This is a genomic window from Thermithiobacillus tepidarius DSM 3134, assembly GCF_000423825.1.
GTDB classification, from domain to species: domain Bacteria; phylum Pseudomonadota; class Gammaproteobacteria; order Acidithiobacillales; family Thermithiobacillaceae; genus Thermithiobacillus; species Thermithiobacillus tepidarius.
Window position 1 is genome coordinate 156,485 of the sequence record NZ_AUIS01000003.1, and the last position, 15,161, is coordinate 171,645.

Genomic DNA, 15,161 nt, shown 5'->3' on the forward strand with positions numbered 1-15,161 from the left:
CGGGGCTTTCGCGAATCCATGAAGGCCGGGCATCGGCATGCTATACTGCTTGTCCATGCCACATCCCCGTACAACCGCATCCAACCTGGCCAGCAAGCACCCTTTCCATGCCCATTACCCCGCTCCCGGCAGCCGCGGCCGGCCGATGTCCCCGATGATGGTGCCCGGATGAACGGATCCCGCCAAGCCGGCAATGGCGGCCTGTCCGTGCGCCACTTCCTGCGGGTGCCTGCGGCTTGGCTGGTGCTCGCCGTTTCCCTGGCCATCACGGCATGGGCCTGGTATCTGACCCGGCAGGACGTGCTGGAAACCGCGCTCATCCGCTTCGACAGCCGCGTGGAGCAGATCCGCTCGGCCATCCAGACCCGCATGCAGCACTACGGCCAGGCCCTGCGTGGCGGCGTCGCCCTCTTTGCCGCCTCCGACAAGGTGACCCGTGCGGAATGGCATGCCTACGTCGACAACCTGGAGACCCTGGAAAACTATCCCGGCATCGAAGGCATCGGCTTCGCCGTGCGCGTGCCGGAAGCGGCCTTGGCGCGGCACGTCGACGCCGTCCGGGCGGAAGGCTTTCCCGACTATGCCGTCAAGCCGGCCGGCGAGCGGCCGGTGTATTATCCCATTTCGTTCCTGGAGCCCTTCGCCGGGCGCAACCTGCAGGCCTTCGGCTACGACATGTTCGCCGAACCGGTGCGCCGTGCCGCCATGGCCCGGGCCCGGGACACGGGCAAGCCGGCCTTGTCGGGCAAGGTCACCCTGGTGCAGGAGACCGGCCAGCGCCAGCAGCAGGCCGGCTTCCTGATGTACTTCCCCGTCTACCGCCACGGGCAGGAGCCCGACACCGTCGAAGCACGTCGCGAAGCCATCACCGGCTTCGTCTACAGCCCCTTTCGCATGAACGACCTGATGCGCGGGGTGCTAGGCGAGGGTGCCCGCGACGTGGACCTGGAGATCTTCGACGGTCGCAACACGGCCCCAGGGGCCATGATGTACGACGATCGGCCCGACCCCACCCCCGCTGCGCATCGCCCCCCGCCTGTCTTCACCCGCACCATACCGCTGGAGATTGCCGGGCATGCTTGGACGCTGCAGATGAAAAGCCGCTCCGCCTTCGAAGCGACGATCGACACCCGCAAACCGCTCATCGTCCTTTTCGGCGGCTTGGTTACGAGCGGCCTGCTCTTCGTCCTGACTGGCGCGCTGACCCTCACCCGGAGCCGGGCTGCCGCCCTGCAGGCCAGCGAGGCGCGCTTTCGTGCCGCCTTCGACCAGGCGGCGGCGGGCATTGCCGAAATCGCCCTGGACGGCCGCTTTCTGCAGGTAAACCAGAAGCTTTGCGACATCCTCGGCTATGCCTGCGGACAGCTCCTGGAGAGGCGCTTCCAGGATATCACCCACCCCGACGATCTGGCGGCCGACTTGGCCGACATGCACAGGCTGCTGATCGGCGAAAGCAGCTCCTATGTCAAGGAAAAGCGCTACCTGCGCGAGGACGGCACGGTCATCTGGATTCACAAATCCCGCTCGCTGGTGCGCGACAGCGCCGGCCGGCCCGCCTATGTCATCGCCGTGGTCGAAGACATCACCGAGCGCAAGCGGGCGGAGGCGGCGCTGCGCGAAAGCGAGGCCCGCTACCGCTCGGTGGTCACCGCCTTGACCGAGGGCATCGTCCTGCACGACCGCAGCGGCCGCATCGTGGACTGCAACGCCAGCGCGGCGCGCCTCCTCGGCTTGAGCATGGCACAGCTCATGGGCCGCAGTTCCACCGACCCGCAGTGGCAAGTCATCCATGAGGACGGCTCCCCCTTCCCGGGCGACAGCCACCCAGCCATGATTGCGTTGCGTAGCGGACAACCCCAAGAGGCCACGGTCATGGGCGTGCGCAGGCCGGATGGCGCCCTCGTCTGGCTCTCCGTCAACGCGCAGCCCCTGTTCCGCGGGTCGGAGCCCGCCCCGCACGGGACGGTGGTCTCCTTCACCGACATCACCGAACGCAAGCGGGCTGAGGAAGAAATCCGCCAACTCAACGCCGGGCTCGAACAGCGGGTGCGGGAACGCACCGCCGAACTGGAATCCTTCAACTACTCGGTATCGCACGACCTGCGCGCGCCGCTGCGCGCCATCGACGGCTTCAGTTTGGTGCTGCTGGAAGACTACGACGGTATCCTCGATACCGCTGGCCGGGACTACCTGGCACGCATCCGCCGGGCCAGCCAGCGCATGGGCCAGCTCATCGACGACCTGCTGAACCTGTCGCGCATCACCCGCAGCGAAATGCACCGGGAGGCAGTCGACCTCAGCGAACTCGCGCAAGAAATTGCCGAAACGCTGCAAGCCGACCACCCGGAGCGCCGGGCAAGCTTCGCCATCGCTCCGGGGGTGACGGCGCATGGCGATCCCAAGCTGCTGGAAATTCTGCTGGAGAATCTGCTGGGCAACGCCTGGAAATTCACCGGCAAGCACGAGCGGGCGCACATCGAATTCGGCGCGCGGGAGGAAGCCGGGGAGCGGGTCTACTTCGTACGCGACGACGGCGCAGGCTTCGACATGGCCTATGCCGGCAAGCTCTTCGGTCCCTTCCAGCGCCTGCACGGCCCCGGCGAGTTCGAGGGCACCGGCATCGGCTTGGCCATCGTGCAACGCATCATCGATCGCCACGGCGGCCGCATCTGGGCCGAAGGCGCCGTCGGCCAGGGCGCCACCTTCTACTTCACCCTGCCCGCCACGCCGGAACCCGGGCACACGCGCCAAGGCATGGCGGAGCAGCCCGGCTGACGGCTATGCCCCGCATACCGCAGATGCACACGGCAAGCACGCTGCATACACAAAAAGCAGACACCCCACCCGGCTTTGTAGCCGGGCGGGGCGTCAAGGTATCGCGAAGCGGGCGCTTAGCCGGCGACCAGCACCGAAGCGAGGCTGAACCAGGAAAACGCGACCAGCGCGAACACGATCATCAAAGGCAACTGTCTGAACATGCAAGCTCCCCAATGCAAACGAAATTTAAAATCACAAACCCCGTTAGTCTATGTGCCCGCCTTTCCGGAGTCAACTTCGTCGGCCTGCGCCTCGCCGGCCCCGGCTTCGCCCTGACTGCGCCTGCGGTTGGCCGGGATCATGGGATCGTCATCATCGTATAAAATGCGGTAGGCGGGCCCCTCCAGGTCATCGAACTGACCGGACTTCATGGCCCACAAAAACACGAGACCCGCACCGATGGCACCCACGACGGCAGCCCCGATGAAAAAATACAGGACGTTCATGCGGTCCTCCTTTCCTTGAGCAGAGTGCCTTGCCGGGCCGCGCCCAGCTCCCCCGCCTCGCTGCGCACCAGGCGCATGGCGTTGGCCACCACGATGAGCGAACTGGCCGACATGCCGATGGCGGCCATCCACGGCGTCAGCACGCCGGTCATGGCCAGCGGCAGAGAGATCACATTATAGCCCACCGCCCAGCCCAGGTTCTGCCGGATGATCCGAAGCGTGTCGCGGGCCAGCTGCAAGGTGGCCGGAATCTGCTGCAACTGGTTGGAGAGCAGGATCATGTCGGCGCCCGCGTGCGCCACCGCCGTGCCGGCGCCCATGGCCATGCTCACCTGCGCCCCGGCCAGCACCGGACCGTCGTTGACCCCATCGCCCACCATGCACACCACCGCGCCCGCCGCCTGCAGGGCGCGCAACTGCGCCAGCTTGTCCTCGGGCCGCAAGCCCGCCCGCCAATGGGCAACGCCGGTATCCGCTGCCGCCAAGGCCACCGCGCCCGCGTGATCGCCGCTCAGCAGCCAGACCTCGTAGCCCGCCGCCTGCAGATCCGCCACCGTTTGCCGCGCCTCGTGGCGCAAACTGTCGCCCAAGGCGAAAAGGCCGAGCCAGGCGCCGTGCCGGCCGACCGCCACCAGACTCAGTCCTTCCGCCTGCCAGGCCGCCACCAGAGCGCGCCAGTCGGCCGGCAATTCGCCGGCGATCTCGCCCACGAAGTCCAGCTTGCCCAGGCGCTGCACCTCCCCGTCCCGGGTCGCCTCCATGCCGGATCCGGGCACATTGCGGCCGGCGCGCGCGGGCTCGACAGCAATGCCCCGCTCCTTGGCATGCGCCAGCAGGGCCAGGCTGAGCGGGTGCTCGGACAACTGCGCCAGCGCGGCAGCGACGGTCCACAATGCTGCCTCATCCCCGTCGGGCGCCGGCAGGACGTGGCGCACCCGATGCCGCCCTTCGCTCAAGGTGCCGGTCTTGTCGAAGACCACGTGCGTGACCCGCGCCATGCTCTCCAGGGCATGCCCGCGCGTGCTCACCACCCCCTCGCGCGCCAAGCGGCCGGTGGCCGCCGTCACCGCCACCGGCGTCGCCAGGCCCAGGGCGCAGGGACAGGTCACCACCAGGACCGCCACCACGATCCAGTAGGCTCGCACCGGATCGATCTGGTACCACCACAAGCCCGCGCCCAGGGCGAGCAGGAGCACGATGGACACGAACCAGCGCGAGGCCCGATCCGCCAGATAGGCGATGGGCGGCCGCTCGGCCTGGGCGCGCTCCAGCAGGCGGGCGATGCCGTTGATGACCAGATCCTCGCCCACGCGCAGCACGCGGATGCGCAGCGGCCCGTCCTCATTCACCGTGCCGCCGATCACCTGCGCGCCGGGCCGCTTCGGCACCGGCCGGCTTTCACCGGTCAGCAGGGACTCGTTGACGTCGCTGCAGCCCTCGACCACCTCGGCGTCCAGCGGGATGGTCTCGCCAGGCTGCACCAGCAGCATGTCCCCGGGCACGATCTCGGCCACTGGCACCCAGTCCGCCGTCCCTTCGCGCTCCCGCCGCGCCAAGGCGGGAATAACCCGGCTCAGCACGTCCAACGCGTGAGCAGCCTTGCGCCGGGCGCTCATCTCCAGGAAGCGGGCACCCAGCAGCAGGAAGATGAACATGGTCACCGTGTCGTAATAGACCGGCCCCTGGCCGCTCAGCGTGGCCCACACGCTGGCGGCGAAGGCGGCGATGATGCCGAGGCTGACCGGCACATCCATGCCCGGCTGCAGGCGCCGCAGATCGCGCCAGGCGCCGACCAGGAAGGGCCAGCCCGAGTACAGCGCCACCGGCAGGGTGAAAAGCAGGCTGACATAGCGGAAGAACTCCGCCATGTCGGGGCTGATGCCGTAGTAATCCCCGGCATAGAGGGCCACCGCCAGCATCATCACCTGGGCCATGCCCAGGCCGGCCACGAAGAGGCGGCGCAGCATGCCCCGGCGCTCGCGCTCCATGACCTGCTCGCGCTTGCCGGGATCGAAGGGGTGAGCACGATAGCCGATGGCGGCCACCGCGGCGATGATTTCGGAGAGCTTGATCTGGCTGTCGTCCCAGCGCACCGTGGCGCGCTGGGTGGAATAGTTGATGGTGACGTCCAGGACGCCCGGCACGGTGCGCAGGTGGCGCTCGTTGAGCCAGACACAGGCGGCGCAGGTGATGCCCTCCAGGATCAGGGCCGCCTCCTTGACGTGCTCCCCCGTGCTGCGGACGAAGCTTTTCTGCACCGCGGGCTCGTCGTAGAGGCTGAGATTGCGCAGGAACTCGGGCACGCTGTCGGCGCGGTCCGCCGGCTTGGTGCGGTAGCGGTAATAGTCCCCCAGTCCGGCCTGCTCGATGGCCTCGGCCACGGCCTGACAACCGGCACAGCAGAACTCACGCTCCTGCCCGTCCACGCGGGCACGGTACGGGCTGCCGGCCGGATTGGGAGAACCGCAGTGGAAGCAGGCCTCCCCGGCAGCGACCGGAGCTGCCGTCGCCGTCCGCTCGGCCGCTGACGCACTCAGTGTTTTCACTCAAGCGCTCCTAAGCTAACCAGCGGGAACCACCCACACTTCCGCCTGCTGTTCATGGGTGTCCTGGCCACGCTGCATCTGCAGCAGCAGGTCCCAGTTGCCTGGCCGCGGCAAGTTTATCGTGCCTTGGTAGTCGCCGGGGGCTACTTCATGCAGGACGAGCCGCTGATCCGCTTTGGGCTCGCCCGGACGCAGCAGCTTCACCTCCACCTTGGCGCCGCTCAGGGGCTTGCCCTGCTTGTCCACCGCCAGGCAGCGCAGCGTGGCGGGCTCGCCCACCTGCGGCTCCTGCACCCAACCGAGATTCAGCTTCCAGCCGCGGAGGCGCTGCTGCTCCATGCGCGACAAGTATTCGTTGTAATACATGCCTTTGTCGTAGTAATCATTCTCCACGACACCCGGGAAGTCCTTGTTGGCGATATAGAGCAGGCCGGCATTGACCACCATGACGAACAGCAGGCCGCCAACGATGACCCAGGGGCGCCACTCCCGAAAGGCGGTACTTTTCAGCATTTATTTATCCCTCACCAAGCTTTCCGGCGCATAGAAGTCGATGGTGTAGATCTTCTCCTCGCGGCCACTCAGGTCTGTGATCTTGAACTCGAAGTGCTGCTTTTCCTCGTGCAGCGCCTGCGGCGGAACGCGCACGAAGACGTTGACTTTCGCCGTCTTGCCGGGCGCCACGGCCAACTGCTCCTGATTCACCTGCAGCTCAGCCTGCGGCAAACCCGTCATCTGGATCCGGTACGCAGCCGGTTGCGCCTGCTTGTTGGTCACCTTCACGATGTACTTGTTCTGGATGCGGCCATCGGAAAGCTGCACATAGAGCGGTTGGCGCTCCTGCTGCACGTCCACCACCATGTGGCTGCGCGTCGCCATGCTGTAGCCGAAGACCAGCACCGCCAGACTCAGCACGGCGACATAGGCGATGTTCTTCGGGGTCCAGTGCTTGGTCGGCTTGTGCTCCAACTCGTTTTCCGAGCTGTAGCGGATCAGGCCGCGCGGCTGGTTGATGCTGTCCATGATGGTATCGCAGGCATCGATGCATAGGGCGCAACTGATGCATTGGTACTGCAAGCCGTTGCGAATATCAATACCCGTCGGACAGACCTGCACGCACAACCCGCAATCGATGCAGTCGCCGTAGCCCGCCGCCTGGCGCTGCTCGTGAGTGACGCCCTTCTGCGGCTTGTGCCGGCCATTGCTCCCTTCGCCGCGCACCTTGTCATAGGCCACGATCATGGTGTTTTCATCGAACATCACGCTCTGGAAACGGCCATAGGGGCAAAAAGTGGTGCACACCTGCTCTTTCATGAGGCCGGCCATGGTGTACGTGGTCGCGCTCAGGATCAGAATGGTCACATAGGCCGGTACCGCCGCCTCCAGCAAGAAGAACTCCTGTGCCAGCTGCAGGCTGTCGGTGAAGTAGCCGGTAAAGGCGAAGGCTGTGGCAAAGGCGACCAGCAGCCACAGCAAATGCTTGGTAACCTTCAGTCCGATCTTGTGGACGCTGAGCCGCTCCTTGTCCAGCCGCATGCGGGCCGGCCGCTCGCCCTCGATCCAGCGCTCAATCATGAAGAAGAGATCGGTCCACAGGGTCTGAAAGCAGAAGTAGCCGCACCAGACGCGCCCGGCCATGCCGGTCACGAAGAACAGCAGCACCGCGGCGAAAAGCAGGAGGATGGCCAGCCAGAAGATTTCCTGCGGCCATACGGTCAGGCCGAAAATGTAGAAAGCCCGCCCCGGCAAATCGAAGAGCACCGCCTGGTCCGGAAAGCCGGGTCCACGATCCCAGCGCACGAAGGGCAACAGAAAGAAGACGGCATAGGCGAGCCCCAGGATGGCGGTCTTGATGTCCCGGAAACGGCCCTTGATGGAGCGCGGATAGATTTTCGGACGCTTTTCAAAATAAACAAGCGGCTGTTCGGTAGCCATATTGCATCTCCAGCAAAGCAAGTCTTGTTATTAGACATTCATCAAAAGCTAATGTTCTTCCAAGCAGAGACTGATTTTAAAATTTCGAGGGGGGAGCAATGACAAAAAAGGCCCAGGTCAGGAAGCAACCCGGGCCAGTTCCAACTTACAGGAGATAGGGTTCCAGCTGCCGCTTACTGGCCGCCGCCCAATTCGTGCACGTACACGGTGAGGATCTTGATCTGATCGGGGCTCAGACGACCGGCCCAGGCGGGCATCACACCGCGATTCAGACCGTTGCTGATAACGTTTTCCAGAGCCGCGCGGCTGGGGGCGCCGGTCTTGGGATCCACCTTGGCCCAGAGCCAGATGTTGTCGGTCAGGTTGGCCGAGCCGATCATCTGATTGCCCTTGCCCTCGACGCCGTGACAACCGAAGCAGCCCACCTTGTCGCTGTGGAAGAGCGCATCACCCGCCTTGGCCAGGTTGGCATCGGTGGAGTGGCCGGACAGGCTGAGCTCGTATTCGGCGAGGGCCGCGATTTCCTGTGGCTTGAGGGCCTGGCCGAAAGCGGGCATGAAACCGTGGCGACCGTTGGTAATGGTCTCCTGGATCTTGTCCAGGGTACCGCCGTAGAGCCAATCGTCATCCACCAGCGCGGGAGCCACACCCGGGGTACCCTGGCCGCCGGCGCGGTGACAGGCGGCGCAGTTGTCGCCGAACAGCACGGCACCGGCGCTTTGCACGAAGCCCATGAGCTGCGGATCCTTGCTGATCTGCTGCGGAGTCATGCCGCTGATCTGGTTGTAGAACTTGGCCTGCTGCTCCCGACCCTTCTGCATGTCCTTGATCAGGGCGATGCGGGTGTTCCAGTGGGAAGTGACCTCCTGGCCATTCACCTGCACCGTCTCCTTCAGCAGGCCCGGGGTGAAGCTCTTGCCAATGGGCCAGGCCGGAAAGATGAACCAGTACACAATCGAGAAGATGACGGTGCCGTAGAAGGCCCACACCCACCAGGTGGGCAGCGGGTTGTTGTACTCCGCCAGATCCCCGTCCCACACGTGGCCCGTCGTTTCAACCTTGGGTTTATTACTCTTTTCCATCTTTAGCATCTTCCTTTTGGCGTTGCCCTGGCTCCAAGCCGCCATCCTCCTCGAAGATGACGTACTTTGCGGATTCGAGGTGTTTGCCGCGTTTCCTTCCACCCAGGACATAGATCAAAATGCCCACAAAAGTCACGAAGAACAGGACCAGCACGAAGGGCTTGGTATTCTCCATCTCCGTGAACCAGCGCAGCAGGCCGAGAAACTGCTCCATGGCGGTTAACGGAACTGCGACAGGTAGCCTTCGTCGTACTTCTTGAAGTCAACCAGCGTGCCCAGCATCTGCAGATAGGCCACCACCGCATCCATTTCGGTCAGGCGCTTCGGGTCACCGTCGTAGTTGGCTTCGGCCTCGGCCAGCAGGTTTTCCTTGGCGCTGGGCAGGTGCAGCGTCTTCTGGCCATTGGCATCGGCCTTGACCAAGCCGTTCAGCACGTTGGCGGCATCCGCCTTGACGTTCTGGACATAGGCCGGGATGTCGGCCTCACGCACCACCTTGGAACTGCTGAACACCAGGGCCGGCTTGCCATCGACCGTGCGACTGGCCCGGTTGATCACCTGGTCGAGCTGGGCATTCAGACCGTTCAGGAAAGCATCCACCTCGGCACCGCGGTAGTCCTTGCCGTTGATGCGCAACTTGAGGGCCGTGGCGGCGCCGAAGTTGGCGATGTTGTCGATGAATTCCGCCTCGTTGCTGCTGTAGGGCACGCCGGTCTTCTTCAGGGCGGCCATGTGGGCGCCGATGTCGTCATACTTCAGGTTGTCCTGCATCAGCCAGGGGTAGTTGGGCATGACCGATTCGGGCACCACGTCGCGTGGGGCGATCAGGTGCGCCACGTGCCACTCGTTGGAGTATTTGCCGCCCACGCGCGCCAGGTCCGGACCGGTGCGCTTGGAGCCCCATTGGAAGGGATGGTCGTACATGCTCTCCGCCGCCAGCGAGTAATGGCCGTAGCGCATGGCCTCGTCACGGAAGGGGCGGATCATCTGGGAATGGCAGTAGAAGCAACTTTCCCGCTGATAGATGTCCCGGCCCGCCAGCTCCAGGGGGGTGTAGGGCCGCACGCCGTCGACCTTCTCGATGGTCTTGTCGATGAAGAAGAGCGGCACAATTTCCACCAGACCGCCGATGCTGATCACGATCATGACCAGCACCAGCATCAGGCCGATATTCGTTTCTATTGTTTCATGCTTCATTTCTCGATCCCTTAATGCCCGCGGCCGGGACCGCGGGCGCTGCTGATGTGATAACGAGTCTTAGGCGCGGGCCACTGCCGGGACCGCCTTGGCCTGCTTGATGGTCATGTACACGTTGTAGACCATCAGCAGCATGCCGGCCACGAAGAAGGCACCGCCCAACGCACGCATGGCGTAGAAGGGATGCATGGCGGCGACGGACTCGGCGAAGCGGTACATGAGGTTGCCATAGTCGTCGAAGGCGCGCCACATCAGACCCTGGGCGATGCCGCTGATCCACATGGCGACGATATAGAGCAGCACACCGATGGTGGCCAGCCAGAAATGCACGTTGATCAAGCGGGTGCTGTAGATCTCCGTATCCCACAGCTTGGGCACTAGATGGTAGAGCGAGCCGAAGGTGATCATGGCCACCCAGCCCAACGCACCGGAGTGCACGTGGCCGACGGTCCAATCGGTGTAGTGGGACAGCGCGTTTACGCTCTTCAGCGCCATCATCGGGCCCTCGAAGGTGGACATGCCGTAGAAGGACAGGGCCACGATCAGGAACTTCATGATGGGATCGGTGCGCAACTTCTCCCAGGAGCCGGACAGAGTCATGATGCCGTTGATCATGCCGCCCCAGGAGGGCATCAGCAGCATGATGGAGAAGGTCGCGGCCAGGGTCGAGGTCCAATCCGGCAGCGCGGTCCAGTGCAGGTGATGAGCGCCGACCCACATGTACATGAAGATCAGTGCCCAGAAGTGGATGATGGACAGCCGGTAGGAGTAGATCGGACGGCCGGCCTGCTTGGGCACGAAGTAGTACATCATGCCGAGGAAGGCGGCGGTCAGGTAGAAGCCCACGGCGTTGTGGCCGTACCACCACTGGGTCATGGCGTCCTGCACGCCCGAGAACAGGGAGTAGGACTTGGTCAGGGAGACCGGCACCGCCAGGTTGTTGAAGACGTGGAGGATGATGGTCGCCAGAATGTAGGCCAGGAAGAACCAGTTGGCCACGTAGATGTGGCGCTGCCGGCGCTTCATGATGGTGCCGGTGAAGACCACCAGATAGACCACGTAAACGGCGGCAATCAGCAGGTCGATGGGCCACTCGAACTCGGCGTACTCGCGGGTCTGGCTGAAGCCCAGCATGTAGGTGATCTGAGCCAGCACGATGACCGCCAGCCAACCCCAGAAGGTGAAGTTGGCCATGGCGTCACTGAAGAGGCGCGCCTGGCAGGTGCGCTGAACGACATAATAGGAGGTCGCGAACAGGGCGCTGCCGCCGAAGCCGAAGATCACCGTCGTGGTGTGCACCGGACGGAAGCGGCCAAAGGTGATGTAAGGATTATTGAAGTTCAGAAACGGCCAAGCCAGTTCCGAGGCGATGTAAAGCCCCACCGACATGCCGACCACGCCCCAGATCAGGGCCATGATGGTAAATTTCTTGACGATGTCATAGTTGTATTCGACCGCTGCCGAACTGGCGGTAGCTGTCGAAGCCGTTGCCGTAGCCGTAGCCATAACCCCTCCGTAGAAGCTTACTTATTACCTTTGAACCAAGCTGCGCGCCGTCCCATCCGGCCGCCCTGCCCGCACAGGAGGGAGGATCGGATATAGCGCGAGAAAATAAGACACATGTATCTTTATGTCAACAAATTTTCGCCCCCGGCACTTGCCATAAGGAACTTTTTGCTGGCATAAATTGTCTTTGTTAATTGGCCTGGTTCCCCAAAACATATTGATGATGCCATAGGCGATCAGAAAATTACCAATTAATTTAGTGCGAATACATATAGAAATTTTCTAAAGGGAGTTCCTGCCCGATGCACAAGTGCCCTGGACGCGTCCGAGCCATGACCTACCTCATCTGGGGGACGATCAGCGTCCTGCTCCTGGGCTTCTGGGCAACCCGGGCCGCCTCGCAGCAGCCCGCTCTGCATGAACCATCCTTTTCGATGCAGCCGCGCGGGCCTGACGCCCCGCAACGGCGGGGCGACCCGGCCCATGGCCGGATCACACCCCGCTTGGTCCCCAGCCGGATGTGACCGTCAAGCTTCAGGCAAGCCGCAACGCGGCATCCCATCACGGATGCCGGTGCGAAACACGGCTGGCACCGACGCGCAGCCGGTATCCTCTAGTATAAACCCGATGGGGAACGCTTCACGAGCCCTGTTGCGGGCAGAAGGGACATCTCATGGAAGGAGGCGGGGGCTGAAGTTCAGGCCAACCGCGGCGCGTCAAGGCAAAGCGTCCACGGCCGGCGTCCACCCAGGACCAGTTGGAGCGCGGACGCCCTGGAGCCGCCCTGCCGTCAATCGTGGGCGACCTTGTACAAGGTGTGGAAGAGCTCATTGAAGGAGACCTCGGCGTTTCTCACAAAACAAGCCACTTCGCCCATGGCGCACACGGACAACTCCGGTCCGCTCATGGCCCAGCCGCGTGGCGGGGTCCACCCCCCCATGCCGGAAAAGGCGGTCAACATGTCGCCTTGCTGCTGCAGGATGCGGCCGTTGGCGTAGCACAGCTCTGCTGCCAGTCCAGCATAACCGGGGTCGATCTCGCCCACCGCCTCCGCCAGGCTGCCGTCATCATAGAAGCGCAAGGCGGCGACGGTCCCCTTGACCGAAAGCAGACTCTCCAATCTCATCATGGACCTACCCTCCTTTTGCGCCCGTTCCGACCGCATGCCGGGCCGCGCTTCACTGGAGACATCCCTCCCGATGGCATCGCCGCGGCGGTCAGACCCGATCGTTCAGGACGCGGAAGCTCAGGTCATAGTCGACATCCCGGCTGCGGGCAAAGAGCGCCTTCGTTCCCATGGCCATGATCACGTAGTCCAGGCCAATGAAGAAAAAGCCCTGCTCCGGAAAGAACCCCCCCTCTCCAGTGTGCTTGGCCCAGCCGAGCGCCTGCATGCGGTAATTGGCCATGTTGGCGGCGCACAGCTGGGCCGCGACTTCCGCGAAATCCGGCTGGAGATCGCCGCGGGACTCGATCAAATCCCCGGTGCAGGAAAACTCCAGCGCACCGAAGGCCCCAGGCAACGACATGAGCTGGTCCAATGTAGGCATAAAGCGCTCCTTGTTGTTCGTGGAGGGGGTCGGTCGCCTACCCTTCAACACCGGCGGCCGTACGCATGGCCTCGATTACCTGGTTGAAGGAGCTTTCCCGGATGCGCAGCATGCACATGGCATCATCCACCGCCACCATCGCCAGTTCCGGCCCGACCATGGCCCAGCCCACGTAGGCCGTCCAGCCCGGCTGGCCGGACAGATCGGCCAGCAGGCGGCCCTGCATGCGCATGGTCATGGAGTTGGCCGCGCACATGCGCGCCGCCAGTTCGGCGTACTCGTCGGGCAGCGGTCCCTCGAAGTCATTCAGCAGGCCCTTTCTGGAAAAGACACCCGCCGCCACGGCGCCCGGCAGCTCGAGCATGTCCGTTACTCTTGACATAAGGCCTCCAGGATCGGGCTGGACAGAAGTGTGGATAGCGGCCGCGCAGCAATGGCCGCCTCTGATATGAGTATAGTTTGGGAGGGAGCACGCAGGGGCGGAATAGTACCTAAGTAGGAGGGCCGGCAACCGGCTTCAGACGGCCAACTGATCGAGCCGCAGATGGGCGGCCAGTGCACGCCAGGGTGCTGGGCCATCGACGTGGGGCAGGATGCCCAGGCAGGGAGCGGTCAGCAGGGCCTGCAAGCTCTCCACGGTGCCGGGGGCAGCTTCCCCGGGCGCGGCCGCATTGCCCACCCAACCGGCCAGCGGCAAGCCGCGGCGGGTGATGGCCTCGGCAGAAAGCAGGGCGTGATTGATGGCGCCCAGGCGCAGGCTCACCACCAAGATCACCGGCAACGCCAGCCGGCAGGCCAGGTCGGCGAAGGAAGCGCCGTCGCTGAGCGGCACCAGGAAACCGCCGGCGCCCTCGACGACCACGCGCTCGGCCTGCGCCGCCACCCCGCGCACGTGCCCGACCAGCCAGTCCAGGTCCACCGCGACCCCGGCCTGCCGCGCCGCCCAGTGCGGGGCGATGGGCGGCGCGAAGGCGTACGGGTTGACCACAGCGTAGTCCAGGCGCACGTTTGCCGCGGCCATGAGCGCTTCGGCGTCCTCGTTGCGCAGGCCGACTGCCGTCTTCCGGCAGCCGGAAGCGACCGGCTTCAGGCCCGCTACCCGTTCGCCGCAGGCAGCCAGGGCGCTGAGCAGAGCGCAGGCCACCTGGGTCTTGCCTACGCCGGTATCGGTACCGGTGACGAAGAAGCCGCGCATCAGGAGCGCCGACGCAACTGGCTCAGCGGCACGCCGACACGGCCGTCGGACAGCGGCCGGTTGTCCGGGCGGCGGCCGGCCCAGGCATGACCGTAAACCACCTCATAGGTGGCAGGCAGGCCGTCGGGCCGGCGGAAGCGCTCGTAGGCATCGCTCAACGCCTGCAGACGGCGGGCCGTCATCAAGCCGCGAGGACGGGCACTGGTGGCATTCTGCGCACCGATGGCCTTGAGGTCACGCATGACGGCACGCACGTCCGCATAGGTAAGCGTGAAGTGCTCCACATCCATGACCGGCATCTCGAAGGCATTGCGCACCAGGGCGTCGCCGATGTCGTGCATGTCGATGAAATCGCTGACGTGGCTGTGCGCGTCATCCACGGCACGGAACACTTGGCGCAGCTCCTTCAGCGTGTCCGGGCCGAAGGTGGTGAACATGAGCAGGCCGCCGGGCCGGAGCACGCGGGCGAATTCCGCCAATGTGCGGTCCAGATCGTTGCACCACTGCAGGGACAGGCTGGAAAAGACCAGGTCGAAGCGCGCGTCCTGGAACGGCAGGCTCTCCAGGTCGCCGCAGACGAAGTGCTGCCTGGCGAACCAGCCCTTGGCCTTGCGCGCGCGCCGCAGCATGGCGTCGGCCAGGTCGAAGGCCAGCACCCGGGCCTTCGGGTAGCGCTTGTTGAGGGCGCGGCTGCAATAACCGGTGCCGCTGCCGGCGTCCAGGATCCAGTGGGGCTCGAGCTTCACCAAGTCCAGGCGCTCCAAGAGGCGGCTCGCCACCTCGCGCTGCAGCACGGCCGCGTCGTCGTAGGTGGCGGCCGCCTTGTTGAAGGCGCGGCGCACCGCGCGCTTGTCGATGGGGGTCAGGGAACTGTCCTTCATGTCCGT

General features: G+C 64.5%; 14 protein-coding genes. 1 reads left to right on the forward strand and 13 read right to left on the reverse strand.

The features are described 5' to 3' along the window. The first annotated feature begins 168 nt into the window (after window positions 1–168). Window positions 169–2,775, forward strand: coding sequence for a CHASE domain-containing protein (locus tag G579_RS17980; protein ID WP_051180662.1), 2,607 nt, complete (start codon window positions 169–171; stop codon window positions 2,773–2,775). Between the two features lie 251 nt (window positions 2,776–3,026). Here G579_RS17980 and ccoS read toward each other — a convergent pair whose 3' ends face one another. From ccoS to bioC, 13 genes are all read right to left on the reverse strand, one after another. After that, window positions 3,027–3,263: a cbb3-type cytochrome oxidase assembly protein CcoS gene (gene ccoS, locus G579_RS0100835; RefSeq protein ID WP_028988678.1), complete on the reverse strand. Its 237-nt coding sequence runs from the start codon at window positions 3,261–3,263 to the stop codon at window positions 3,027–3,029. Next, window positions 3,260–5,809, reverse strand: a complete 2,550-nt coding sequence (locus G579_RS15040; RefSeq protein WP_211218617.1) for a heavy metal translocating P-type ATPase — start codon at window positions 5,807–5,809, stop codon at window positions 3,260–3,262. Before G579_RS15040 ends, ccoS begins: the two co-directional genes overlap by 4 nt. A 15-nt stretch (window positions 5,810–5,824) precedes the next feature. Next, on the reverse strand, window positions 5,825–6,322 hold the full coding sequence (locus G579_RS15045) for a FixH family protein (protein ID WP_051180663.1): 498 nt from the start codon (window positions 6,320–6,322) through the stop codon (window positions 5,825–5,827). Beyond that, a complete protein-coding gene (ccoG, locus tag G579_RS15050; protein WP_051180664.1) occupies window positions 6,323–7,744 on the reverse strand; it encodes a cytochrome c oxidase accessory protein CcoG in 1,422 nt (473 codons plus the stop codon). It abuts the gene before it with no gap. 173 nt (window positions 7,745–7,917) lie between these two features. Continuing rightward, window positions 7,918–8,826 (reverse strand): cytochrome-c oxidase, cbb3-type subunit III, encoded by a 909-nt coding sequence (gene ccoP, locus G579_RS0100855; RefSeq protein ID WP_028988679.1) that lies wholly within the window; start codon window positions 8,824–8,826, stop codon window positions 7,918–7,920. After that, on the reverse strand, window positions 8,813–9,040 hold the full coding sequence (locus G579_RS0100860) for a cbb3-type cytochrome oxidase subunit 3 (protein WP_038017379.1): 228 nt from the start codon (window positions 9,038–9,040) through the stop codon (window positions 8,813–8,815). The genes ccoP and G579_RS0100860 overlap by 14 nt, the downstream gene beginning before the upstream one ends. Before the next feature lie 5 nt (window positions 9,041–9,045). Next, window positions 9,046–10,023: a cytochrome-c oxidase, cbb3-type subunit II gene (gene ccoO, locus G579_RS19745; RefSeq protein WP_028988681.1), complete on the reverse strand. Its 978-nt coding sequence runs from the start codon at window positions 10,021–10,023 to the stop codon at window positions 9,046–9,048. A 60-nt stretch (window positions 10,024–10,083) separates the two neighbouring features. Continuing rightward, complete coding sequence (ccoN, locus tag G579_RS15060; protein ID WP_038017382.1) at window positions 10,084–11,529, reverse strand: cytochrome-c oxidase, cbb3-type subunit I; 1,446 nt, start codon at window positions 11,527–11,529, stop codon at window positions 10,084–10,086. 790 nt (window positions 11,530–12,319) lie between these two features. After that, window positions 12,320–12,658 carry a DUF2173 family protein gene (locus G579_RS0100880; protein ID WP_028988683.1) on the reverse strand — a complete coding sequence of 113 codons (339 nt, stop codon included), beginning with the start codon at window positions 12,656–12,658 and terminating at the stop codon, window positions 12,320–12,322. An 88-nt stretch (window positions 12,659–12,746) separates the two neighbouring features. Beyond that, entirely contained in the window at window positions 12,747–13,079 is a 333-nt protein-coding gene (locus G579_RS0100885) for a DUF2173 family protein (protein ID WP_028988684.1), read from the reverse strand. Window positions 13,080–13,116: 37 nt separating this feature from the next. Beyond that, on the reverse strand, window positions 13,117–13,461 hold the full coding sequence (locus G579_RS0100890) for a DUF2173 family protein (RefSeq protein WP_028988685.1): 345 nt from the start codon (window positions 13,459–13,461) through the stop codon (window positions 13,117–13,119). 135 nt (window positions 13,462–13,596) lie between these two features. Further along, window positions 13,597–14,274 carry a dethiobiotin synthase gene (gene bioD / locus G579_RS0100895; protein ID WP_038017386.1) on the reverse strand — a complete coding sequence of 226 codons (678 nt, stop codon included), beginning with the start codon at window positions 14,272–14,274 and terminating at the stop codon, window positions 13,597–13,599. Continuing rightward, complete coding sequence (gene bioC / locus G579_RS0100900; protein ID WP_028988687.1) at window positions 14,274–15,155, reverse strand: malonyl-ACP O-methyltransferase BioC; 882 nt, start codon at window positions 15,153–15,155, stop codon at window positions 14,274–14,276. Before bioC ends, bioD begins: the two co-directional genes overlap by 1 nt. Between the last annotated feature and the right edge of the window lie 6 nt (window positions 15,156–15,161).

Bases quoted from the DNA above. Each gene is read 5' to 3' on its own strand.
- G579_RS17980 (WP_051180662.1), top strand. From the start codon at position 169: ATGAACGGATCCCGCCAAGCCGGCAATGGCGGCCTGTCCGTGCGCCAC.
- ccoS (WP_028988678.1), bottom strand. From the start codon at position 3,263: ATGAACGTCCTGTATTTTTTCATCGGGGCTGCCGTCGTGGGTGCCATC.
- G579_RS15045 (WP_051180663.1), bottom strand. From the start codon at position 6,322: ATGCTGAAAAGTACCGCCTTTCGGGAGTGGCGCCCCTGGGTCATCGTT.
- ccoG (WP_051180664.1), bottom strand. From the start codon at position 7,744: ATGGCTACCGAACAGCCGCTTGTTTATTTTGAAAAGCGTCCGAAAATC.
- ccoP (WP_028988679.1), bottom strand. From the start codon at position 8,826: ATGGAAAAGAGTAATAAACCCAAGGTTGAAACGACGGGCCACGTGTGG.
- G579_RS0100860 (WP_038017379.1), bottom strand. From the start codon at position 9,040: ATGGAGCAGTTTCTCGGCCTGCTGCGCTGGTTCACGGAGATGGAGAAT.
- ccoO (WP_028988681.1), bottom strand. From the start codon at position 10,023: ATGAAGCATGAAACAATAGAAACGAATATCGGCCTGATGCTGGTGCTG.
- ccoN (WP_038017382.1), bottom strand. From the start codon at position 11,529: ATGGCTACGGCTACGGCAACGGCTTCGACAGCTACCGCCAGTTCGGCA.
- G579_RS0100880 (WP_028988683.1), bottom strand. From the start codon at position 12,658: ATGATGAGATTGGAGAGTCTGCTTTCGGTCAAGGGGACCGTCGCCGCC.
- G579_RS0100885 (WP_028988684.1), bottom strand. From the start codon at position 13,079: ATGCCTACATTGGACCAGCTCATGTCGTTGCCTGGGGCCTTCGGTGCG.
- G579_RS0100890 (WP_028988685.1), bottom strand. From the start codon at position 13,461: ATGTCAAGAGTAACGGACATGCTCGAGCTGCCGGGCGCCGTGGCGGCG.
- bioD (WP_038017386.1), bottom strand. From the start codon at position 14,274: ATGCGCGGCTTCTTCGTCACCGGTACCGATACCGGCGTAGGCAAGACC.
- bioC (WP_028988687.1), bottom strand. From the start codon at position 15,155: ATGAAGGACAGTTCCCTGACCCCCATCGACAAGCGCGCGGTGCGCCGC.